Origin of the sequence: Akkermansia sp. RCC_12PD (assembly GCF_036417355.1) — a bacterium.
Lineage (GTDB): Bacteria > Verrucomicrobiota > Verrucomicrobiia > Verrucomicrobiales > Akkermansiaceae > Akkermansia.
The window spans coordinates 2280111-2302050 of record NZ_CP143889.1; the positions used below are offsets into that span (position 1 = coordinate 2280111).

Consider the following 21940-nt stretch of genomic DNA (forward strand, 5'->3'; position numbering starts at 1 on the left):
AATGGTTTGTCTAGGCTTGAATCACCGGACCGCCCCCGTGGAAATAAGGGAGCGGTTCTCCGTGCCGTCCCACAGGCTCCAGAATGCGGGAAAAAGCATCCGGGAACTGCCGGGCGTGGAACAGTGCGTGGTGCTCTCCACCTGCAACCGCATGGAAATCTACTACTGGTCGGACAACCCGGAAAACGCCAGGGAGCATATCCTGTCCCACTTCCTGGGAGACGGCCGCGGCAAGGTGGACATGGCCTCCCATTTCTACTGCCACCAGGGGGCCTTCGCCCTGGAGCACCTGTGCCGCGTGCTCAGCGGGCTGGACTCCATGGTGCTGGGGGAAACGGAAATCTTCGGCCAGGTGAAAACCGCCTACCAAATGGCACTGGATGCCGGCGTGACCGCCGCCTGCGCCAACAAAACCTTTCAGAAAGCATTCACCATAGGCAAGCGGGTCAGGACGGACAGCCAGATTCATGCGGGAGCCACATCCGTGGGTTCCGTGGCCGTGGAACTGGCGGAACAAATCTTCGGAGACCTGGGAGGCACCCGCGTTCTGATCCTGGGGGCGGGCGATATGAGCCGCGTCACCGGCCGCGCCCTGCGTGCCCGCGGCGCGGAGGGCATTTACGTAGCCAACCGCTCCTTTGACCGCGCCGTGGAACTCGCCGGAATGATCGGCGGCCAAGCCATCCGGTATGATGCCTGGGGGGAATACCTCAGGGACATTGACGTGGTGGTGGCCGCCACGGCCGCCCCCCACTGCATCATCACGCGGGAGACGCTCCTGCCCCTGCGGGCGTCCCGCAAATACCGCTCCCTGTTCCTCATCGACATCTCCGTACCGCGCAACATCTCCCCGGACGTGGCGGACATTGACGAAGTGTACCTTTACGACATCGACACCCTGACTCAGCTTGCGGATGAAGCCAAGCTCAGCCGGGAGCTGGAAATCTCCCGGTGTGAAACCATCATCCGGGACGGCATCTCCAAATACTTTCCGGACACCGCTCTCTATGACCAGTAAAAACACCCTCATCATCGGCACCCGCGGAAGCGCCCTGGCCCTGGCCCAGGCGGACATGGTCCGCGCCGCCCTGTCCGCGCTCCATCCGGGACTGGACATACGCCGGGAAATCATCCGCACCACCGGAGACCGCCGTACGGACGTGCCGCTGGCGGATGTGGCCAGGGTCTCCGGCATCGTGGACAAGGGAATCTTCATCAAGGAACTGGAAACGGCCCTGCTGGAAGGCCGCATAGATGTGGCCGTCCACAGCCTCAAGGACGTGCCAAGCGAACTTGCCCCGGAATTCCGCCTGCCTGCGGTTCTTCCCCGCGCTGCGGCGGAAGACGTGCTCATCACGAAGGAGCCGGACTGGAACGGCCGCGGAACTCTTGCCACCGGAAGCGTCCGCCGCCGCCTCATGGCGCGTACGTACTGGGGAAGGCAGCTCCGGTTTGAAGACCTGCGGGGCAATGTCCCCACCCGTCTTGAAAAGCTTGTGGAGCATCCGGAATGGGATGCCGTGATCCTGGCAAAAGCCGGGCTGGAACGCCTCGGCCTCTACGCGCCGGAAACGGTGGTGCAGGGCAGAAAACTCTACATGCGCCCTCTGCCCGTGGAAGCCTTCATTCCCGCTGTGGGGCAGGGAATCGTCGGCATGGAATGCCGTGCTTCCGACCGGAAAACGAAGGAACTGCTGGCCGGGATCAACGATGCGGAAACCTGCGCCTGCGGCATGGCGGAACGCACCTTCCTGGTGCGCCTGGGCGCCAGCTGCTCCACCCCCGTGGGCGTGCACGCCTGCCTGGAAGGGGATGAACTGGTTCTGCGCGCGGCGTACTACGTGCCGGGAAGGGAAGAACCCTTCGCCGTCGTTGTCCGCGGGGACCGGAACGCTCCGGAAGCCCTGGGAATTCTGGCCTTTGAAAAACTGGGCCTGAACTGACGGCGGAAGCTTTTCCGCTTCATCCGGGATACGGCGGGACGGAAAAAAGGTTCCGGAGTTCATCCGGAACCTGAATCAGGCAGTAAGTACACCAGGATTAATGTTTTTCCTTGTGACTTTCCTTGGAGCTGGAGCTTCGCTTGTCGCTCATAAACTGCCCTGTTGAAGCATCACGCTTGACGTGCTGCCCGGTCTTGTGGGTAGTGGACCCGGAACGCTTTTTAGAGCTGCTCCTGTGATCGTCTCCCATATGGGAACTTGTTGCCATTGATATTCACCTCCTTTCCATTTTCTTCACCTGTTGATAAACGAGAGAAGAAAGCCGTCCTTCCATAGGCTGGTGCATACAGCGTACAGGGCTGCGATTCATGCCTGCCATAAAAATAAGCGTGCATTCATGAGGAAGCGTACTGTAGAAGGTAATCCTTCAGGGCGCATGCTTCGTTATGCTCTGTATCCTTTGCTGCGTACAGGAGCGTCAGCTTCCCCTTGCGGGCCAGTTGGCTGAGATGTGAAACAGCCTCTTTATTCCGGTCCAGTTCTTCGAAATACTTTTTCCGGAAACCGTCCCATTTGGCCGGATCATGGGCGAACCATCGGCGCAATTCCGTGGAAGGGGCGGCTTCTTTCGCCCATTCGTTCCAGGAAGCCTTCTCTTTGGAAATGCCGCGGGGCCAGATCCGGTCCACCAGAACGCGGTCTCCGTCTTCCGCCTCCTGCGGATCGTAAATGCGTTTGATTGAAATGTTCATGTTGGGGAAAATGATGTCTGTTAACGGCAATAGAGCATGCGGAATATCTTTTTGTTGAGTCCGTGCGGGACATGCCGCGCCGCATGCGTCGGGGTGATGCCGGGAATCGGAAGGCCTGTTGCTCCGGATTTACGGCCGGGAAAAAGGCCGTGCGGGCAGGGGAGGAAGAATTGGAAACAACGGGTGCCTGAACCTGTTAAATCAAAAATCCATCATCGCTCCGGTTTTGCCGCTCTAGACCGGATATCCGTCGTTGGCTTCAAGGGTGCAATCCATGACAGAATTCCGGTTGCCGGTGAAGGTTTTTCTGGAAAAATACCGTTTTCATGGATGCTCCGTCACGCAATCCGTACCAAGTTTTCCTTATCTTCCTGCGCCGGAAGGCAATGGCCCTTTTCCGGACCATGGGATTTTCCCGTGAAACAGCCGCCGTCGGGAAAAAGAAAAGGGAGAGGCGGGGAAAACTGCTACTCCTTCCATGAATCGTCGGGAACCGCGCCGCGGGCTTGAAGCGTCTGGATCACCATGTTGACTTCATTTCTGCGCTGGGCGTGTTCCTGCCGCATGGCGGCATCCTCTATCCGGTAATAGTTCCAGAATCTCACCTGCTTCTCCATCAGGTCTTTTACTGCAAGCGCCATGGACAGGGCCTTGTCCGGGGAATGGGGGGCGGTGGAAATGCACCAGGTATATAGAACATTGGCATAAGTCGTAGTCCAGGCATACATGCGGTCGTCAAACCGTGAAAAAGACACATAGGGACGCAGCAGCCTTTCCGCTTCCCTGTATCGTCCCTGGTGCATGTAAAGCAGCCCCTTGGCCGCCATCAGGGCATGGTTGCCGGGACTGAGCAATTCCGCCTGCTCTTCCTGCCGTTCCAGTTGGCGGAGCCGTTCGGTTCCGGAAGCCGGGGAACTCCCTGCGGCATGCAGGATATTGCGCCGCACAAGGTCCGGGTCGTGGCTGGCGGCGGCCGCCTGTTCCAGCATGGGCATGCCGTCGGGAGAAGATGCGGGAACCGCCTGCCAGGATGCTTTCCAGGTCGGGAAGGCTAGGCAGGCATACCACACGGACAGCGCCGCCAGCAGAAGGGCGCCTGTTCCCAGAACCAGGCGTCCTCCGGCTCGTGAAGCCTTTACTCTGGAGAAAGACGCGGTGCAGGAAAGGCCGCAGCACAGGGCGGCGGCGCCCGCAAGCGCCGGATTATGCCAGATAAACTCTCCGTAGGCGTGGGCGGCGGCAATGCACAGCGCACAGAAGGCCGCCGGCCCCAGGGGATTGACTTGGGGATGTTCGGACGCCAGCCGGAGTACGCTCCGGAAGCCCAGGGAAATGAACAGGAGCAGCAGGGCAAGCATCACGGCGAGTCCGGTGTATCCGTAATCGCAGGCGGCCTGTGCATACTCATGATGGGTGAAATTGGGAAAATTGGGAAACGGAAAAAATTCCACGGCCAGATTGGTGAACATCCGGCTGCCGTGGCCGAAAAGCGGGGCCTGCTCCGCCAGGGACCACGCCAGTTTGGAAAGGGTAATCCGGTTGCCGAAAGTGAAAACATCCAGAATCGACGTCAGGTTGCCCGCTCCGTTCGTCAGGTCCAGCACGACATAGGCCGTGCTGAAAAAAAGCAGCAGGAAAAACAGGATGGCGGCCGTATAAAACTTCCTGTTATTGCGGAAAACGCTTGAAGTATAGATAAAAAAACAGAGCGTCACGCCGATCAGGGCATTCGGAAAAGCGGCGCGGGAGCCGCATGTGAAGGAAGCAACCACAAGCAAAAGCCCCGCAAACAGATGGATTCCCCATTTTTTGGTGCTTGCCATGCTCCAGGCGCACAGGAAAAAGCCGGTAACGGACAGAAAATGCGCGGAAAAATTCTTGTATCCGAACAACCCGGTTCCATCGGTTTCCGTTCCGAACAGGGAATAATCCGGCCTGAACCAGGAAGTGCCCGTTCCAGTCATGTTCTGGTAGGCCCAGAGTGCGGCATTCAGCAGGCCCAGGACCGCCGCCAGCGTTGGGAGGACGCTTTTTTTCCCGCTGTCAGCTCCGGCACAGGTGCCTGCCATGAACATCACCAGCGCGGTCACGATCAGGGTCAGGTCTGCCACGCTCTCGTAAAACCAGGGGGAAAACCAGGCTCTCAGGAAAAAATAGCCTCCCCCCAGTCCTGCGGCCAGCCATCCGGCAAGTCCGGGGCTGGGCACTTTATATCCCCGTATGAGGCAAAAGCAAAACACCAGCAGCGCGGCTGTCAGAAAACACGACGGAATGAAAAAGGTGTGCCATTCTCCGCCTGCCGCAGTGGTGGCCAGGGCAGTATAAAACAGGGCCAGCAATGCCGTCAGCGTCCTGCCGGCGGCGGTTTCTGCAATGCGTGGAGCGGAAGGTTTGCTGGACGTCGATTCTGGCATGGGCTGACGGGAAAAATCGCCAGCACTATAACCGCAGCGGGAGGGCTTGCCAAGAGCAAGCTGCCTGCGTGCACATGGAGCGTCTCCAGGACAGGCCCTGCGAGGGATAAAGAGATTGCTTTCTTCGTTTTTACCTTTATCCTTTTTCCGTTGTCTCATGGAACGGATCTGCGCCATTTTTTCACATTACCGTAGAATCTCCCTCACGGAAGTGTGCCTGCGGAGACTGGCGCGGCAGACTGTTCCGCTGCACCGCGTCGTGGTGGCGGACAACGGGGCCGGAGACGGCACCTTGGACGGTGTGAAGGAACAGGCGGCGGCCGGGGCCTATCCGTTCATACTGGAAGTGATTGACATGCCTGGGAATACGGGTAATGCCGGCGGCATAGCGCGGGGACTGGAACGCGCTTTTTCCTTCCCGGATGTGGATGCCGTCTGGATTTTGGATGACGACTCCTGGCCGGAGCCGGACGCTCTGGCCTGTCTTTTGTCCCATAAGCCCGGAACGGACGGCATGGAATGGCCGTGTGTCAGGGTCTGCAAGGTAGTGGACCTGGAGCAGGACGGAGAACTCTCCTGGCCCATGGTGCTTGTGGACGAAAAGGATGGACGGCGTATTCATGTAACAAGTCGCGACACCCTTCCGGATGCCCCTTTCCTTCTGACCGGCGGAGCTTTCCTGGGAGCCCTTGTTCCCCGTGAAATCCATGACAAGGTCCGGGGGCCGACCGCCGGGCTTTTTATCCGCGGGGAGGATGAGGAATACCCGTGGATCATTTCCCACGCCGGATTCCGCACTTACCTGGTCAGCGGCTCCATTCTCCACCATCCGCGTCCCGCCACCGGGCTGGTGCTCGTGGAAGTGGGAGGCAAGGCCTTTTACTATGAACCGGGACTGGATGCGTGCCGCCTTTACTACAAGGTGCGCAACTGGGCATGGCTCCAGAGGTTCAAACATCCGCATTCCCCCCTCTTCAGATGGGCGGCATGCGCCGGATATGCAGCCTTGTGCGGAGTGCTCATCGCAGTATATAACTCCTGGAGCCCGTCCAAATTCAGGGCCGTATGCCTCGGGGTGTATCGTGGCGCCTGCGGACGGCTCGCCGGGCCGGATGAATAATTCCTTTTACTCCGTCATGCCTGCATGCCGAATTTCCGTTTGATCTCCGGAATGGAATAATTGACCAGAGTCGGCTTGCCCGCCGGGGTGCAATACGGAACTTCGCAGGCCAGCAGCTCCTTCAGAATGGCCGGAGCGCGGTGGGGGGAAATGCGTTCCTTCCAGGCGGACTTCTTGGCAATCTCCGCAATGAACGTTTCATACGCCATGCGTTTGGCGTTGCGGCTGAACTCGGACTGGGTGAGGCGGTCCACCAGCTCCAGCAGGAACGCCTTGGCGTTGTCCAGTTCCAGCAGGGCCGGAATGGACTCTATCCTGATGGTATTCTGGCCGAAGGGCGTGACCGTCAGCCCCGCTTGGTCAAAATGGGGCGCAAACTGCTGGATGACGGCGAAATCCCGGGGGTCCAGGTCCAGCATCACCGGATCGAGCAGATGCTGGGAAGGCATGGGGGCCTGCCTGTGGGCCCGCAGCCGTTCAAAAATGATGCGCTCCCGCGCAGCCTTGGGATGCATCAGCACCAGGCCTTCCGGCGTCTCGAACAGGGCGAACTGCTGGTGCAGAGTCCCCAGATACTTGAAATCGGCGGAAAGATCCTTTTCCGTCCTCCTTTCCGTACCTGGCGCGGCATCTGGCCGGGAACACGCCTTGTCCTGAAAATCCAGGCGTCCCTGAGTAGGGGGCACCTGTCTCAGGGAAATGGGCCGGGCAGGGGAAATCGGAGATGTTTCCGATGTCCCCTGAGGCCGCTCCATTGGTGAAGTAAAAACCGGAATTTTGGGCGGGGAAATGGTTACGGGAGAAGGGACCATTGTCTCAAATTCGTTTCCGGCGGGACCGGGCGGCGGGAATGGCTCGGAAGGCTGTTCGTCCGGTGTCGGTGCGGCTGGGAGGGGGGCCTGCCGGGCATGGCGCTGCAGGGTATTGGCAATCGCCTCCACAATGGTATTCACCACATCGGCGGCGCGTCGGAACCGCACCTCCTTCTTGGCGGGGTGGACGTTCACGTCCACCAGGGCAGGCTCCACCTCCATGTACAGGAACAGGGCCGGATGCAATCCCGTGGGGAAGCCCCCGTAACCGTCGCGGATGGCCCGGTTGATCAGTTGGTCTTCCACCGGGCGGGTGTTCATGAACACATACTGCCCTTTTCTGGTGCGCCTGGCCTCGGAAAGCGGAAGCAAGTACCCGCTGACGGAAATGCCGGGGCCGGTGGTGGCCTCTATCGGAATCAGGGCCGCCGCCGTGGCGGGGTCCGTCAGGGCGGAAATGCGCACCCGCAGGTCCGTGGTGGCCGGAAGATCGAACACCAGCTGGTCGTCTCTCCTGTAGGTAAAGCGCACCTGGGGGAATGCCAGCGCATGGAGGCGTATCTGGTGTTCAACGTGGGAAGCCTCCGTTTCCGCGGACTTCAGGAACTTGCGGCGTGCCGGAGTATTGTAAAACAGGTCGGCCACCTCAATGGCGGTGCCGGGAGACACCCCGGAGCTCCGGGGTTCGTACTCCATCCCGCCGTCAATCCGCACTTCCCAGCCTTCCAGGGCCTGCTGCTGCCTGGTGCAAAGCTTGAAGCGGGAAACGCTGGCGATACTGGGGATGGCCTCTCCCCGGAAACCCAGATGGGTGATTTCAAACAGTTCCTCCAGGGAGGAAAGCTTGCTCGTAGCGTGACGCTTGGCACAGAGACTGGCGTCTTCACGGCTCATGCCGCATCCGTCGTCCGTCACCCTGATCAGGCCCACACCTCCGCGGCGGATTTCCACCCGCACGGACTTGGCCCCGGCGTCCAGGCTGTTCTCCACCAGCTCCTTGACGACGGAGGCCGGCCGTTCCACGACTTCGCCCGCCGCCACCTGGCTGGCGAGAGTGGGAGACATGACATGAATGGTCGGCATGGGTGAAGTAAAGTAAAATATTGATGATGAAAAACTCAGCCGCCGGCAACGATGGAGACCACTTCTACCGTATCCCCCGGAACAACCGTAACACGGGAAAAATCCCGGGGCAGGAGTGCGGAACCGTTGTGTTCCACCACCACTGGATTTCCCTTCATATTCAGGAGTTCCAGAAGCCGTATGACGGAACAGGGTTCCGCCAGAAAATAGGGGACGCCGTTCAGGATAATGCTGTCTTGGGCGGTCATTGCGTTCACACTATAGCACAGCGTGCCGGAAAAGCCAGAAACATACCTTGCGAATGGCGTAAAAAGTTCCTGTTCAAGGAATAAGATAAAAAGAAAACTGGCATCGCGTACGGGACTCGAACCCGTGTTGCCCGCGTGAAAGGCGGGAGTCCTAGACCGCTAGACGAACGCGACTTGAACCGGTTTTTGCAACATCTTGGAGGCGGGAGCGGGAATCGAACCCGCGAATGACGATTTTGCAGACCGTTGCCTTACCACTTGGCTACCCCGCCGCTGATGCTGTGCGCGGATACTAGGAGAAAGGTCTTCCGGTGTCAATCTTGTTTTTGGAAAAGATACCTTGTTTTTTAGCGGAAAGCTTCTGAAAAAAGCCCTTCATTTTTTCATGGGCGGCATTTTTGATTCACGAATGCCTCCCAGCCCTGCGGTGAGGTCGAGGGGCATCAGCCGGATTTCCCGTTTCTGTTCATACAGGACCTTGACGCCCACATGGCTGTAATCTTCCGGAAAAGTGCAGGTAATGGGACGGGATATGGTGCCGTCGCCGAAAAAATAAACGGCATTTTCCGTCTTTACGGAAATGGACCGGTTTTTTTGGTCAAAAAATTCCATGCAGGTATAGGGAAATTCCTCAGGATAGGACAGGATGATGGTCCATTTTCCTTTCTCCACCTTGCGGGCCGCGGTAAGGGTGACGCGGTGCATGGATTCCATGTTCGCTATGTCATCGTCGTTCGTAAGAAAGGGAGGAAATGACAGGAGGATGTCGCACGATTCCCCTTCTTTCAAAGCAAGGTCTTCCGCTGGAAGGGAAGACAGGTGCGAGCACATGAGTGGCACCTCTCCTTTGATATGTATCCAGCGGGTTTCGGGAGGGAGGGGAGTTTCCAGGGAAATGCCCAGGTTGAACGTTCCGGATTCTTCCTTCCGGTTGTAGGAATCCAGAGTGATATAAATGCATCCTATATTCAAGAGCGTTCCTGAAGAATTCCGGATGTCCAGATTCCCCCCCTGCATTCTGATATCCGGAAGGTACAGCTTCTTTTTGGCGTCCAGAACAGCCGGGGCATTTTGATAGCTGATCTTTAAATTGAAAAAAAGGAACTCGCGGGAGGTGTCCAGCGGCGCCAGTTCTACCCCGCTTCCTTTCAGAACGGGGATCGGTTTTCCCCATGAAAGGGAGAAAACGGAAAAAACAATCAGTGAAAACAAGAGCTTCATGGATTCATTTTCTTTAAGGGTGAGGCACTTCCGTCAAATCCGATGTTGAAGTTGACAGGTATTTCCGTTGTTCCGCTTTCATCAAAATACGAAAGCGTCACCAGGAGGGTTCTGGTATTTGGCCGGAACAAATAGATAAGACGCAGAGGCTGTTCGTTTTCCGCATTTTGTCTGACAGGGATCTCCATCATTTTAGGGTGAAAAGGCGTTCCGTCGGGATACTGGAAAGTGATGGAATGCAGAATGACCGGACTATTGCTTCCGATATCGACGGAAAACAACGGGCTGTTCGCCTCCTGTCCGGCTGATGAAATCCTGAGATGGATGGGATTTCCGGTTTTGGGATGCCGAATGATGGACGGAGCTTCTTCAAATTCAATTTCCTGAGCCGGAAATTTCAGCACCTTACGGCCCATGGGGATGGAAATATTCCCTGAAATCCGTATCCACTCGGCTTGAACACTGGGAAGGGAATTCGTCTGGATGCTCAGCTCCGCTTTTCCTTCCGGGGCATGGAAGGAATCATTTTCGTAGGACAATTCGGGAATGACCCGCACGTTCCGGATGCCGAGCTTTTTTCCCGTGGAATCAACCACTGCCAGACCACGTGCATCTGGGGGCGTCAGGGGAACCCCTCCACCGGAGCAGGACAGCTTGAAGGACAGCGTCAGGGATTTGTCGTTTTTCTGATGGACAATCCTCATTTCCGAGAAGACGAGACTGTCCCGCGGCAAATCTTTTTCCCCGTCCCCGGCGGGGGACGAAAGGGAGGCGCAGAGAAAAAACAGGAGGAATGCGGTTGTTTTCATAGGATATTTTCGTAGGGAAGGGGCAGTTACCTGGCCGATGGCGCCTGTCTCTTGCTGAGAGTTCCCGCCAGGCCGACGGTCAGGTTGAATGGGAGGCTTTTATTTTTAAACTTATCGGGATCTATGTAAAGAATTCTGGCCTGCAGGCGTGAGTAGGCTCGCGGAAAAACGCATTCCATAGAATAACCGGCCCCTCCCCCTCCCGCAAAAGCGCTGCGGGGCCTTAAGGAAAAGAGGACATGAAGTCCCTGTTCATCAAGGAGTTCCAGACCGTAAAAACGGAAGGTAGCGATGGCACTCAAATGGATTTTCCATAATTGGGAATTATTTCTGTAGGTTTGCAGAAGTTCCGCTCCCAGGGTAACAGTTTCGCTTTTGCATATTGCCAGGTCCGCTACCGGTCCTTCCGGAACCATTTCACTGTCTATTGCGGAAAACTCTTCCTCCATGCCATCCCTCCAGAAAAGTTCTCTGGGAATTGAAGAGGAGAGGGAACAGCAGCGAAGTGGAACATTTCCGCGGATATGTATCCATTTGGCGGTTTTGGCGGGGAGTTCCTTGAAAAAAAGAATCACATGGAACTGGTTGTCCGGACAATCTTCTTCATCTACTTGGAGGAAGTTTTTTCCAACTATCATCAAATTGTCGGGAAGAAGTCTTTTCCCTGTTGAATCAACGACATTCAGCAGAAGGTAGGCTTTTGGCGGGAATTCCATGATGGATTCTTTTGCCGTGTGGGTGACGCTGCATGTAATTTTCATGCAGGGAACATCATTGTCGGTAATAATTTCAAGAGATTCAAATTCCATGTGCGCTCCCTCAAGGGCGGGAGGCGGATCGCCGAAGGAGCAGGGAAAAAGGAAAGCAATCGCCAGGTACAGTAACATTTTCATGGAGGGAGCCGGTTTGTCAATGGTTCTGGAAAATTTCCCCTCCCAGGCTGACGCGGCAATGGATGGGGAGTTTTTCCGGCTGGAGGTTTCCAAAATAGGAGAGATGGAGCTGCATAGTGGTTTCTTCCTCCGGAATGTTGAAGACGAAACATTCCGGAAGTGTCTTCTCGAAAAGACGGAGGCTGTTGAATTTTTTATAGGAGGCAGGCGGTGTATTCCCTCTTTGGGGTGCAGTCAGGGAAAGGGAATGAATGGTAAAAAAATCCGGGGCGCGAATGAAAAGCTTCCATGCCAAATGGGGACCGCCCCATGATGCCAGATAATGGCATGCCCGGATATGGACGGAGTTATCCCCGACGATCTCCTTTTTTTCCGGAAGGGAGAAATGAATCTCCTCTCCATTTACGGTAAGACCGGAAACCGGGGCCTGGCGCACTTCCGAGGCCATCAGCAAAGGAACGTGTCCGGATATTTCCACCCAGGCGGCCTGGGCGGATGGAGGGGTATCCGTTTCAATGGAAATGGCGGCTGCCCCGTTCCAGCCCATGTTGTCTTTTCTTTCCTCCTCCGAGTCCAGGACGGGATCTACAAAAATGCGTGACACCCGCAGTCTCTTCCCCTGGGAGTCCGTGATCTTCAATCCTTCCGTAGTGGATGGCGAGAAAGGTATCCTTTTCCCGGAAAAGAACGCCAGGAAATTGAAAGTAATCTTTTGGCGGCGGCCTGCTTGTTCCAGCAGAAAGCCGCAAAACTTCACAGGCTTCCCGTCCTCCGTTTTTTCTGGAGTACCGGAGGCATGGCAGGGGAAAATACCCGCAAGAATCATGAACAGCAGGATGATGGGCTTCATAAATATTCAGTTGAAAAGATGCGGTTATGTTAGGGTTCTGTTTTTCCCTTGTTGAGTGATCCCCCTATTCCCAAACTCACGTCGACGGATACGTGTCTTGTTTCAAAATTGCGCGGATCAAGATACAGAATCCGCACCTTCAGTTTTTCATGAGAGCGCGGAAGAACGAGATATTCATAGGTGGAGGTTCCTCCTCCCCCGCTGGCGCTGAACCCGCAAAGAGAGGGCGGCATGCCGACGGGGACGGGCCGTCCCTGCATGTCTTCCAGTTTCAAATCCCGGTACCGGAAATCGGTGGGGTAGGCCAGCAGGAATTCCCAGACGTCGGTACCATCCCGGCCGCCGTCCACGTCTTTCCTCTTCTTCACGGATAATGTCAGGAAACTCATCCGGGAGGGGTCGGCCACATCATCCTGCAGAGCGCTGTTTTGCGGAAGAGGTATTTTTACCTCTTCCGGGTGAAGTAGATCAACCTCTGCCGGATCCGTGGATGAATATTCCGTACAGGTGACGGGCACATCCCCCCGAATGCGCAGCCACTCCGCGTCTTCCGGGGGCCATTCGGAAAACGAGAATTGGATAATGAACTCTTTGTCCTGATTCAGTCCCTTTTCTGCCTTCATGGAAATCAGAATATTGTCCGGCGTATAGGTCTTTCCCGTGGAATCCGTAATGGAAAGGCCGGGAAATGGTTTCCCGGATGCAGGGATGATGCTGGCTTTCCCCCGGTATGTCCCGTCCAGGGTCACCATGCAGTATTTCTTCTTTTCCGTGTGGTCTGTCCCGGTCAGGAAAGATGCGAACTCCGTCCGTGAGCCTTGCAGCAGGGGAGTATTGTCAGCAGACGCGGCCACGCAGGAAAGCGGCAGAAACAGCAACAGGTATTTCATAGGGAATGGGTGTTGGATGAGAGAGGAACAGACAACGGAATCCGGTAGCTCCGCCTAAGGAAAAATCTGGATCATGGCATGTTCTCCGGGGTGTTTGGGGGAGGGCGCTTGGTGGCAAGCCGGAGGCGGGAAGAACGTTTTTATTTAGCCGCAGGGACTTTTTCCTTGTTAAGGGGGCCTCCCATTCCCACGCTGGTGTCAACAGGCACTTGCCTGATTTCAATGTAGCGGGGATCGGCATGCAAAATGCGCACTTTCAGTTGTTCATAGGGGCGGGTAAGGGTGAAATATTCGGAGCGTGTCGTTCCGCCGCCGCCGCTGCACAATCCTCCGGAAAAACGTTTGAAGGGAATGGGCCGCCCTTGCATGTCTTCCAGTTCCATGCCGCAGTAGCGGAAGCTGTCCCGGTGGCCCAGGCTGAATTTCCATTGGAAGCCTTCCTCTTCCTTACCCTCCCACTTCTCCACGAATAATATCAGGGTCTCCGTTCGTGCCGGGTCTGCAATGTCGCTCTGCGGGATGTCATTCCCCACAACGGGAATTTCCGTTTCTCCCGGGTGAATCAGATCGACCTCCACCGGATCCAGGGAGGAAGCTTTGATGCACACCACGGAGACATTCCCCCGGATGCGTAGCCATTCCGCATGTTCCGCCGGCCATTCGGAAAGAGAAAAGCGCAGATGGAACTCTTCTTCCCGATTCCACTCTTTTTCCCACGCCGGCTCAATCAGAACATGATTCAATGCATAGGTTTTTCCTGTGGAGTCCGTGACGGAAAGATCGAAAGGCCTTTCCTTGGATATGAAGACCACACTGAGGTGTTCCAGAGGCCTTCCCTTCAGGGACAATATGCAATAAGGCTCCTTGGTCGTACCGTTGACTCCCAGGGAGAAGGAGTTGAATTCCAGATGGCAGAGCGGTGGCGGAGGCGCCTTGTCCGCAGCGGCGCCCAGGCAGGAGAGAGAAAGGAACAGCAGCAGGGATTTCATGGAGTGGGAGTGTTGGAAGGTGAAGATATCGGGCCTCCGAGCCCGATTGTCTGGTCCATGAGAATGTTCATGGTTTTCTTTCCGGACAGGCAGAAAATCCGGATGAGCAGGGTCTTTTCCTGTTTGGGGATGGCATGGAACCAATTCATTTCCCATTGATGACCGGATTTGTTGCCAAAATGGCTATGATGGCGGGCGTCCGGAGGGAGCTCCTTTCCCACGTGGTCTTTCAGGGAAAGAGAATGGAAAAGAATGTCCTCATCCCCGGCAATGGTTAGCCGCCAATAGGTAAATCCTTCCACGGGAATCAGCCCTTCATGGACTTGGGCCTTGACCGTGATGCTTTTTTTCTTTCCTTCCCTGTCCCGTTCAGGCAGAGGGATGGAAACGGCGTCTCCACCCAGGGTTATTGCCTGCCAGGGAAGCGCCTGCTTTTTGTCCGCCGCCAGAACGGGAATGGCTCCTTTCAGGGAAACGGACGTGGCCCGTGCATCCGGCAGGGAATCGGATGATAAATACATGTCCACCGTATAATCTTCCGCAAAATCTTCCGTATCGGCGGGTTTCAGGTGATGTAAAAAATCAATGCCCCGGAAGGAAAGATCCTTTCCGGTACTGTCGGTGACGGTCAATGCATCGGAAGCCAGGGGAAGGAGCGGAACATGCCCCGCTTGAGGCGTGATCCGGAAGGAAAAGGAAATGCCCGGATGGCCCTTCCTCTGGGAAAGGGACATTCCCGTGAAAAGGGCCTCCCATGGTCCTGTCTCCGGCTGCGCCTGCGCCGCGGGCAGGAATGCCAAGGACAGGAGAGCCGCGCGGCAAAAGTGCCATCTGCTTTTCATGCCGGGAATTAACGGTTGGAGAGCAATTCCTTCATGTCCGGCAGGCGGAAATGCAGGGGAGGAAGTTCCGTGCCGTAGGCGGCGGACTTTTCTTTCCGCAGGTTTTCCGCTTTTTCTTCCAGAGTACGTGCGGCGTTGAGAATCTTGCGCACTTCCTGGCGTCCACGGCCTATTTTGGAAGCGGCGCGTACGGGATCGGGCGTCAGTTCGGGGCCTCCCTTGAGGTATTTTTCAAAATACTGCTGGTAGTGTTCCGCCAGTTCCCTTCCGCGGGCAAACAGTTTCCTGTCTTCCTCCACAAAGGCGACCAGGTCCGGGTCCACGTCCCTGGTGCTCAGGTCTGCAAGGTCTTCGTCCCGGTCCTTCAGTATCTTGGCCGCCTGCCGGCTGCTTTCCTCCAAGCCCGGAAGAGTCGGATTCTTCTTCAGCTTGAGTAGCCGTTCCGCCAGTGCGTCGCTTTTTTCGGAATATTCCGTATTGATATCGGCCACCTTTTTACAGTAGGAGACGGATGGGTCGCCGCAGGAAATCATCAGAAATGCCGCCAGCAGGGGAACCAGGCGGCGCATGCAGGTCAGGGGAGTCATGGTTCTCTTTTAGCATTTCCTCAAACGGAAGCAAGAAGCTTTCGTGAAAATGAACGGACTGGAACAATTGCGGAAGGAACTGACGAACAGCAGATTTTCTTCACGGCCGCTCTTTCTCTACCGGGAGCGGCAATTCCACCACGCCGCAGCTGGAGCCGGGAACCAGCAGGATTTCCACTTCCAGGGGCAGTGTGGTGTCCGCCAGGAATCCCTCCGGAATGGAAATGCCGATAGGCTTGGAGCTTTGTCCGGGGGCGACTTTCTGCGGGGCGAAAATGTCCAGCACGACACGTCCGTTTTGAAGCACATTGAGTTTGCTGAAAGAGAAGGACTGCTCCTTGCACGTATTGTGCAGGGTTACGCCTTTGAGCGTTGCGGGGGCAAAGGGGCCGGGAACCGTGAATCTCAGAATGGTGGAACTTCCCGCTTCCACAGGAAGGGGAAGCCAGCAGGCGGCAATGGCCGACTGGAGGTTCAGGCTGGACGTCAGGTAGCCGGAGCCGTTGAGCCGTTCCATCATCAGGCGGGAGAGTTCCGTGGAAACGGGCATTCCCCAGCCCTGGGAGTACATCAGGGAAAGCAGGTACGCGGCTTCCTGGTCTCTGTACTGAAGCGCCATTCTCAGAAATCGGGCGGCCTGGGCGTAATCCCTTCTGGCCAGGGAGGGTTGCTGGGGTAGCCCGGGAAAGTAGGACGGAATGTCCATGAGCATGACGCCCAGATCCTTCATGGCCTCATAACAGCCTCCCGTGGCGGCCCGGTAAAGCCATTCCACGCCGTTTTCCGGTCTGGCGCCTCCGGGAAAGTCCGGTGCCATCAGCGCCTTGGCGAGCGCATATTGGGCGACGGGGTAGCCTTCCCTGGACAGTTGTTCCACTGCCGCCATATTGTCCGCCGTCACTTTCAGGCGTTCCGCGGTTCTGTTGCGGCCGGACGCCGGGGAGGAAACCAGGCGCATCAGCTCCCGGTAGGCGGGGTCCTCCCGCAGGGACTCGTCCTGAATGGCCGGGGCCGCAATGATGCGGATTTTTGGGAAAACCTCTTCCGTCCGGGACGGGTCTCCCTTCAAACAGGCCATCTGCACGGGAACCGGTTGCTGGGCGGCCGTTTCAAAGGCATACGTGTATGTTCGGTCCGTGTACAGCAGAGGGAGGGCCGGGAAAAAAAACGTGGTGGTGGACTGGCCGGGAACCGGGAATGAGGGAATGGGGTTGAGGGAGCGGTCCACCAAAACGCCGTTGGAATCCCGGATGGTCAGGTAGAGGTCCTCCCTGCCGTCCGGGGAAGAGGAAATCTGAAGGTAAATGCAGGAAATGCGCAACTCTTCCGGCAAGGGAGAAGGCAGGCTGGAACTGCTGAGCATGCTGTCGTCCAGCCGGAGCTGGAACTGGGACGTTTTCCGCTCTTCCAGGGAAGCATCTTCCGCGATTCTCAGTTCCGGAATGCGGATGGAGGCCAGGTCCCGCGGGGGGATGGCCGGGAGTTTTTCCAGCCCGTTGGAGGCAGGCTGCTGGATGGCGTCCTTGATCGTGTTGATCGTTGTGCCCATGGGGGCCTGTTTCAGGTAATCCAGCAGGTAGAACGCCGCGGCGCCTGCCAGCAGCGTGCATGCGCTGCCCACCAGCAGGTACATCACTTGGCGGTTGCGCCTGATGGTGCGGGCTGAAAGCTTGCGAACGGCGGAGGAAGTGCCCGTGGCCCTTCCGGAAGGCGTTTTTTTGCCTGAACTTTTTATAGCGCCCAAACGGTGTGTCGGCTGGGCATTGTTGATCTCCGCGCGGGTCAGCTGAATGGTGGCGGAGGATTCTTCTCCGGAAATGGAGCAGATGTCATTGATCCACTCCCGGGCGTCCTGATAGCGGCAGTTGATCTGCGGGGCCAGCGCCTTATCCAGGGAAAGCAGGAACTGGCGGGAATACAGGCGCATCAGATGCGGATTGCTGTGCAGGGGAGGCATTGTGTCTTCCGACAGCCGTGCTTCCGCCCGTTCCGGAGGATGCCCGGTGAGCAGGGCGTAAAAGGTAGCCCCCACAGAATAAAGGTCGCTCCAGGGGCCTATGTTCGTCTTGCCCAGGGCCTGTTCCGGGGAGGAGTACCCCTGGGTGGTCAGGACGGTGGCGGTGTGCAGCTTCAGGGCGTGGCGCGCCGCGCCGAAGTCAATGAGAACGGGCGTCCCCTGTTCCGTCAGCAGGATATTGCCGGGCTTGATGTCCCGGTGGTAAATGTGGCTGGCGTGCAGGTATTCCAGGATGCGCAGAAGGCGGGTGAGCAGGCCTTTCAACTCGTCCTCCGTGTAGCGGTGGCCGGTGGTATGGAGCTTTTCCCCCAGATAATCCAGGGACAGGCCCGTGATGTGCTCCATGGCGAAGTAGGCCGTGCCGTTGGCCTCGAACACGGACAGGATTCTGACGATGCCCGGATGATTCAATTCCGCCAGGGTCTGGGCTTCGCTCAAAAAGCTCTTCAGGGCCCAGGTGTAGTTCTCCAGGTCGTGTTCGTTGTTGGGCCTGATATGGCCGGTCAGCGGGTCGCGGTAGGAACAGCTTGCGGGGAAATTCTCCTTGATCACTACATTCCTGTTCAGGAACAGGTCTTTGGCCAGATAGGTAATGCCGAAGCCTCCGCTTCCCAGGACACTGAGAACTTCATACTGCTCCAGCCGCGTGCCGGGAGCCAGCTCCCGCTGATAGACGAAAAATGCGCCCTTTTCCTCCGCATGGGGAAGAGGGGGCCTGCCGGGCAAAATCTCTTCCAGGCCTGTCGCCGGAGGGGGAGGCGGAGCTTGCCCTGTCGTCGCGGGCGCGGCGTCTGTCTGGCCTTCTTTTGCTGGCATGGGAAAAATTCCGGAAACGGAAACTGCGGATATTTTCCTATTCCGCTTCCTGCAAGTCAAGGTGAATGCCTGTTCCACCCCTGGAAGGCTGGAATGGAATTCAGGACTTGTGACGCTTGACGAATTCCCGTGCCGCCTTCAGGTAGGCCTCCGCCGCCGGGCCGGAGGGATCGTGTTCGAAAATGGTATGGCCGAAGCTGGGCGCTTCGCCGAGCCTGATGGAACGGGGAATGACCGTCTTGTACAGCATCCTGGGGAGGTGCTGTCCCACCTGTTCTATCACTTGCCGGGAAAGGTTGGTGCGGCCGTCGTACATGGTCATCAGGACACCTTCATGCTTGATGTGGGGGTTGGCTCCGCTGGCGCAAATCTGCGCGGTCACATGCAAAATCTTGGCAAGGCCTTCCAGCCCGAACCATTCGCACTGGAGGGGAGTAAGCACTTCATCGCAGGCGGCCAGGGCGGAAGTCATCAGCACGCCCAGGGAGGGGGGCGTATCCATGATGCAGTAATCATAGGAACCGGATTTGCGCAGCGGGGCGAGCGTTTCCCGGAGCCTGGTCAGATGGTCGCCGGCCCGCGCCAGCTCTATTTCCACGCCGGCCAGGTCCATGGTGGCTGGAATGATATCCAGCCGTTTTCTGCCGGAAGGCCGGATGCACTGTTCTGCAGGAATCTGGTTGAGCAGGGCCGGGTACAGGCTGGCCGTCTCCCGGGTTTCGATGCCCAGGCCGCTGGTAGCGTTGGCCTGCGGGTCCAGGTCAATGACGAGGATTTTCTTTTTCAACTGGGCCAGGGCGGCGGCCAGGTTGATAGCCGTGGTGGTTTTTCCCACTCCTCCTTTCTGGTTGGCGATGGCGATGATTTTCATGAGGAAAACGGTGCAATGGCACGGTAGCACAATGCGCTCCCCTTTCAAACATTTTCCTGAATGGGAGAAACAGTAAAGCCGCAGTCCGGGGGAAAGCCGTTCCTCGATGATGTGGCCCCGCCGCGAGAAAAGGCTTTCTTCGTCAGGGAGCCGAAGGGGCGAGCGGACGTTCCGAGGAAAGAACGAGGCGGAACCCCAGGGTGTCGTCCCGCGTGTTTTCGGGCAGCGGAGTGCGGATGCCGGTGGTGAGCTGCTTGGGGCGGAAAGACAAATAGCTGCCGCCGCGGGCCACTCCGTGGTTGCGTATGGGAAGGTTTTCAGGGCCTCCGTAATTGTCGTCCACCCACTCCATCACGTTGCCTTCCAGGTCATACAGGCCCAGGCGGTTGGGTGGGAATGACCTGACTGGGGCGGTGTAGGGCTGGCCGTCCTCGTAGTCCACGATCACGCGGGAGGAGGGAAGGTAAATCAGGGCGGACTGGTCCGCAAAATTGCCTGTTCCATTTGGCGGGGGCCAGGAGGTCCCCCACGGAAACACCTCCTTGGAATGGTCATGCGGCAGCGTTTTTTCATAGGGAGACGCTCCCTTTTCCTCCCCCAGCTGCATCCAGGCGCTCCATTCCGCGTCTTTGGGCAGGCGGTAGGAATCGTGCTGGTCAATCAGCCCCTGGGCGCGCTCCCTGTTGGTGAGCCATTTGGCAAACGCCCGCGCGTCCTGCCTGCTCACATTCACCACCGGGTGGTCCTCTTCCTGGGGGAACCCCGGCTTGGCCGGCGCTTTGCGGTCCGTGGCTTTCAGGAACTGCTGGAAATCCTTGACGCGTACTTCATGGGCCATCGCCAGCGTATTGCTCCCCGCAGGCACCAGGTCCATCCCCAGGCTGTTGGTCCAGGGGACGCCGAACACCACAGATTTATCCGGTTCAAGCTGGAGAGAAAGGTACAGATCCTGCGGATCAAGCCCTCTGCGCCGCATCGTGGCGTGCCCCGGCAGTTTGATCTCAATCACGTAAGGGACCTGGTTGACGTATTCCTCAATGGGCGTCCTGCCGATGAGCCTGTTATTGAAAAACACACTGGCTCCCGGCGGGTTGGTTGTGACGGTGATGGGAACCTGGAAAACGCGGGTGACGTTCAGGATGTACGTGTTCCGTCCGTCTGTCCGTCCGGAACCCTGTGGCCCCGGGTCCGCACTGATGGAAAACTCCTTGCCCAGCAGCCCTTCCCGTTCGCACTTCTTGTTCAGCCAAGCCAGGTACGCCGTAATGCCGTCCTGGGTTAGCAGGGCCAGATCCTTTTCCGGATGACCCGGCTGCACCTGTTGCCGCTGCATTTGAAAATTGCCCTGCTGCTTGTCTTCCTTCAGGAACTTGTTGAACAGGGCGGCCGTCAGAGGCGTCTCCGCCACGTGGCGCGTCTCCGCCGGAAGATAGGTAACGCCCTCCGTATCCTTCCAGGGCTGCCTGTCCGTGGGGGGATGGTACTCTTTCAGGATTCCTCCCAGCGCCAGCGTGGAACCTCCGGCAACGGTCCCCGTTTCCTCCTTGTCCGCAAATCCCGACTTCTTGATGGTGTACACGACGGTGGTGCCGGCAGGCAATTCGATGGGGCCGTAAGGCGTTTCATCCAGATAATTCCCGTCGGCGTCATAGACGGACGCCCCCGCCGGAGAACTGGTGACTAGCACGTACCCGTTCTTGGACTCTTCCTCCGGCGCGGATTGTTGGGAATGCGCTTCCGCCGGGGTGTCCGGTTCCTGTGCGTGCTGCTGTTCGTTGAGCCATAGGACTCCCCAGTACGCCGTCAGGCCGCCGGCTATGGCGGCCCCCAGCAACTGGAAGGTGCGTCTGAACTTACGGCGGCTTTTCTTCTGAAGCCGGAAGCGGGACGGAACTTCGTACCCCCTCAAGGCGTCTATCTTCTCCGCCAGCTCCTCCGCGGAATCGATCGTGCACTCCTCCACGCGCGGTTCCGCGGCCTGGCAGATAATGGTGTTGAACGCCTGCCACTTTTTCTGCACGGTGCCTGCCGGCAACTCATCCGGCAGTTCGGGAAAATCCATGCGGTCCTTTCCGGTGCTGATCTCATACAGCACTTTGGCTAGGGCATACACATCCGCCCTGCGGGTTCCGGGACCGTCCGGAGGAATGAACCCCTCCGTGCCGACAAAACTGCGCTGGTCCAGATGGGCCACCAAGCCGATGTCCGCCAGTTTGGGCCGCCCGTTCACGAAAATGACATTGGCGGGCTTGATATCCCGGTGCGTCAGGTTCTTGCTGTGCAGGTACAGCAGTGCGTGGGCAAGCTGGCTGCCCACCTCCAGGCAATAATCCAGGGGAAGGGGCTTGTTGCCGGAAAACTTCTTGTCCGTTTGAAGAGTGCGGGGAATATACTCGTCCGGGTTGATATGGACTCCTGTGCGGGCGTCGTCGCCCAATTCCATCACGTAATAATAGAAGGGGGAGCCTTCGTCGTGGCGGCCCACATGCAGGATGTGCACCAGTCCCGGATGGTTGCGGGCGATAGGTTCGTATTGAAGAATGCCCTCAAACTCCCGGTTGAAGGTCCGTTCGTCCTCAAAATCCTCCCTCCAGACGATTTTGACGGCCCTCCACGCGCCCGTCAGGGCTTTTGCCAGCCAGACCTCACCATACGCTCCGCTGCCGATCTGGCGAACCACTTCATGGTCAGGAATGGAAGGGGTGGGACGCACCACCCGTTTCACGGGCAGTGTCGGCAGGTTGCCGCCGGGTACGGGTGATGCGTCCGAAGTCATGAGCAGG

At 57.6% G+C, this 21940-nt stretch carries 18 protein-coding genes and 2 tRNA genes; 3 read left to right on the forward strand and 17 right to left on the reverse strand.

Translation table 11 applies throughout. From position 1 onward, the window contains the following. Positions 1-16 precede the first annotated feature (16 nt). Together hemA and hemC are read left to right on the forward strand one after the other, a co-directional pair. Positions 17-1018: a glutamyl-tRNA reductase gene (gene hemA / locus V3C20_RS09660; RefSeq protein WP_238623810.1), complete on the forward strand. Its 1002-nt coding sequence runs from the start codon at positions 17-19 to the stop codon at positions 1016-1018. Continuing rightward, the gene (hemC, locus tag V3C20_RS09665) at positions 1008-1943 is read left to right on the forward strand and encodes a hydroxymethylbilane synthase (RefSeq protein WP_161981291.1); all 936 of its coding nucleotides are present in this window, start codon (positions 1008-1010) and stop codon (positions 1941-1943) included. Before hemA ends, hemC begins: the two co-directional genes overlap by 11 nt. A 395-nt stretch (positions 1944-2338) precedes the next feature. Here hemC and V3C20_RS09670 read toward each other — a convergent pair whose 3' ends face one another. Both V3C20_RS09670 and V3C20_RS09675 read right to left on the reverse strand, forming a co-directional pair. Continuing rightward, positions 2339-2695 carry a DUF488 domain-containing protein gene (locus tag V3C20_RS09670; RefSeq protein ID WP_130083869.1) on the reverse strand — a complete coding sequence of 119 codons (357 nt, stop codon included), beginning with the start codon at positions 2693-2695 and terminating at the stop codon, positions 2339-2341. A 467-nt stretch (positions 2696-3162) separates the two neighbouring features. Further along, positions 3163-5109, reverse strand: a complete 1947-nt coding sequence (locus V3C20_RS09675) for an O-antigen ligase family protein (protein ID WP_161981290.1) — start codon at positions 5107-5109, stop codon at positions 3163-3165. A 157-nt stretch (positions 5110-5266) separates the two neighbouring features. On the opposite strand from V3C20_RS09675, the gene V3C20_RS09680 reads away from it, so the two are divergent. Then, complete coding sequence (locus tag V3C20_RS09680; RefSeq protein WP_130083867.1) at positions 5267-6229, forward strand: glycosyltransferase; 963 nt, start codon at positions 5267-5269, stop codon at positions 6227-6229. Between the two features lie 14 nt (positions 6230-6243). Here V3C20_RS09680 and mutL read toward each other — a convergent pair whose 3' ends face one another. The 15 genes from mutL to V3C20_RS09755 all read right to left on the reverse strand — a co-directional run bounded on the left by mutL (position 6244) and on the right by V3C20_RS09755 (position 21933). Then, a complete protein-coding gene (gene mutL / locus V3C20_RS09685) occupies positions 6244-8124 on the reverse strand; it encodes a DNA mismatch repair endonuclease MutL (RefSeq protein WP_130083866.1) in 1881 nt (626 codons plus the stop codon). 35 nt (positions 8125-8159) lie between these two features. Beyond that, entirely contained in the window at positions 8160-8372 is a 213-nt protein-coding gene (thiS, locus tag V3C20_RS09690; RefSeq protein WP_130083865.1) for a sulfur carrier protein ThiS, read from the reverse strand. Positions 8373-8470: 98 nt separating this feature from the next. Next, positions 8471-8546 (reverse strand) — tRNA-Glu (locus V3C20_RS09695). A 23-nt stretch (positions 8547-8569) separates the two neighbouring features. Beyond that, positions 8570-8644, reverse strand: a tRNA-Cys gene (locus V3C20_RS09700). Positions 8645-8747: 103 nt separating this feature from the next. Continuing rightward, positions 8748-9593, reverse strand: a complete 846-nt coding sequence (locus tag V3C20_RS09705) for a hypothetical protein (RefSeq protein WP_130083864.1) — start codon at positions 9591-9593, stop codon at positions 8748-8750. Beyond that, positions 9590-10402 (reverse strand): hypothetical protein, encoded by an 813-nt coding sequence (locus V3C20_RS09710; protein ID WP_130083863.1) that lies wholly within the window; start codon positions 10400-10402, stop codon positions 9590-9592. The genes V3C20_RS09705 and V3C20_RS09710 overlap by 4 nt, the downstream gene beginning before the upstream one ends. Before the next feature lie 26 nt (positions 10403-10428). Beyond that, positions 10429-11295, reverse strand: a complete 867-nt coding sequence (locus tag V3C20_RS09715; protein WP_130083862.1) for a hypothetical protein — start codon at positions 11293-11295, stop codon at positions 10429-10431. Positions 11296-11311: 16 nt separating this feature from the next. Then, positions 11312-12145, reverse strand: a complete 834-nt coding sequence (locus V3C20_RS09720; protein ID WP_130083861.1) for a hypothetical protein — start codon at positions 12143-12145, stop codon at positions 11312-11314. Positions 12146-12174: 29 nt separating this feature from the next. After that, positions 12175-13035 (reverse strand): hypothetical protein, encoded by an 861-nt coding sequence (locus tag V3C20_RS09725; protein WP_130083860.1) that lies wholly within the window; start codon positions 13033-13035, stop codon positions 12175-12177. Between the two features lie 140 nt (positions 13036-13175). After that, positions 13176-14024, reverse strand: a complete 849-nt coding sequence (locus V3C20_RS09730; RefSeq protein ID WP_130083859.1) for a hypothetical protein — start codon at positions 14022-14024, stop codon at positions 13176-13178. Next, positions 14021-14866, reverse strand: a complete 846-nt coding sequence (locus tag V3C20_RS09735) for a hypothetical protein (protein ID WP_130083858.1) — start codon at positions 14864-14866, stop codon at positions 14021-14023. The genes V3C20_RS09730 and V3C20_RS09735 overlap by 4 nt, the downstream gene beginning before the upstream one ends. Positions 14867-14874: 8 nt before the next feature. Continuing rightward, positions 14875-15453: a hypothetical protein gene (locus V3C20_RS09740; protein ID WP_130083857.1), complete on the reverse strand. Its 579-nt coding sequence runs from the start codon at positions 15451-15453 to the stop codon at positions 14875-14877. A gap of 100 nt (positions 15454-15553) precedes the next feature. Continuing rightward, on the reverse strand, positions 15554-18286 hold the full coding sequence (locus V3C20_RS09745) for a protein kinase (RefSeq protein ID WP_130083856.1): 2733 nt from the start codon (positions 18284-18286) through the stop codon (positions 15554-15556). Positions 18287-18386: 100 nt separating this feature from the next. Beyond that, positions 18387-19157 (reverse strand): ParA family protein, encoded by a 771-nt coding sequence (locus V3C20_RS09750; RefSeq protein WP_130083855.1) that lies wholly within the window; start codon positions 19155-19157, stop codon positions 18387-18389. 142 nt (positions 19158-19299) lie between these two features. After that, the gene (locus V3C20_RS09755) at positions 19300-21933 is read right to left on the reverse strand and encodes an SUMF1/EgtB/PvdO family nonheme iron enzyme (protein WP_130083854.1); all 2634 of its coding nucleotides are present in this window, start codon (positions 21931-21933) and stop codon (positions 19300-19302) included. Positions 21934-21940 lie beyond the last annotated feature (7 nt).

What these genes read in the sequence shown, in the direction of transcription:
- V3C20_RS09745 (WP_130083856.1), bottom strand. Translation starts at nt 18,286, where the DNA reads ATGCCAGCAAAAGAAGGCCAGACAGACGCCGCGCCCGCGACGACAGGG.
- V3C20_RS09705 (WP_130083864.1), bottom strand. Translation starts at nt 9,593, where the DNA reads ATGAAGCTCTTGTTTTCACTGATTGTTTTTTCCGTTTTCTCCCTTTCA.
- V3C20_RS09715 (WP_130083862.1), bottom strand. Translation starts at nt 11,295, where the DNA reads ATGAAAATGTTACTGTACCTGGCGATTGCTTTCCTTTTTCCCTGCTCC.
- mutL (WP_130083866.1), bottom strand. Translation starts at nt 8,124, where the DNA reads ATGCCGACCATTCATGTCATGTCTCCCACTCTCGCCAGCCAGGTGGCG.
- V3C20_RS09735 (WP_130083858.1), bottom strand. Translation starts at nt 14,866, where the DNA reads ATGAAAAGCAGATGGCACTTTTGCCGCGCGGCTCTCCTGTCCTTGGCA.
- V3C20_RS09730 (WP_130083859.1), bottom strand. Translation starts at nt 14,024, where the DNA reads ATGAAATCCCTGCTGCTGTTCCTTTCTCTCTCCTGCCTGGGCGCCGCT.
- V3C20_RS09670 (WP_130083869.1), bottom strand. Translation starts at nt 2,695, where the DNA reads ATGAACATTTCAATCAAACGCATTTACGATCCGCAGGAGGCGGAAGAC.
- V3C20_RS09680 (WP_130083867.1), top strand. Translation starts at nt 5,267, where the DNA reads ATGGAACGGATCTGCGCCATTTTTTCACATTACCGTAGAATCTCCCTC.
- hemC (WP_161981291.1), top strand. Translation starts at nt 1,008, where the DNA reads ATGACCAGTAAAAACACCCTCATCATCGGCACCCGCGGAAGCGCCCTG.
- V3C20_RS09750 (WP_130083855.1), bottom strand. Translation starts at nt 19,157, where the DNA reads ATGAAAATCATCGCCATCGCCAACCAGAAAGGAGGAGTGGGAAAAACC.
- V3C20_RS09710 (WP_130083863.1), bottom strand. Translation starts at nt 10,402, where the DNA reads ATGAAAACAACCGCATTCCTCCTGTTTTTTCTCTGCGCCTCCCTTTCG.
- V3C20_RS09720 (WP_130083861.1), bottom strand. Translation starts at nt 12,145, where the DNA reads ATGAAGCCCATCATCCTGCTGTTCATGATTCTTGCGGGTATTTTCCCC.
- V3C20_RS09725 (WP_130083860.1), bottom strand. Translation starts at nt 13,035, where the DNA reads ATGAAATACCTGTTGCTGTTTCTGCCGCTTTCCTGCGTGGCCGCGTCT.
- V3C20_RS09675 (WP_161981290.1), bottom strand. Translation starts at nt 5,109, where the DNA reads ATGCCAGAATCGACGTCCAGCAAACCTTCCGCTCCACGCATTGCAGAA.
- thiS (WP_130083865.1), bottom strand. Translation starts at nt 8,372, where the DNA reads ATGACCGCCCAAGACAGCATTATCCTGAACGGCGTCCCCTATTTTCTG.
- V3C20_RS09740 (WP_130083857.1), bottom strand. Translation starts at nt 15,453, where the DNA reads ATGACTCCCCTGACCTGCATGCGCCGCCTGGTTCCCCTGCTGGCGGCA.
- V3C20_RS09755 (WP_130083854.1), bottom strand. Translation starts at nt 21,933, where the DNA reads ATGACTTCGGACGCATCACCCGTACCCGGCGGCAACCTGCCGACACTG.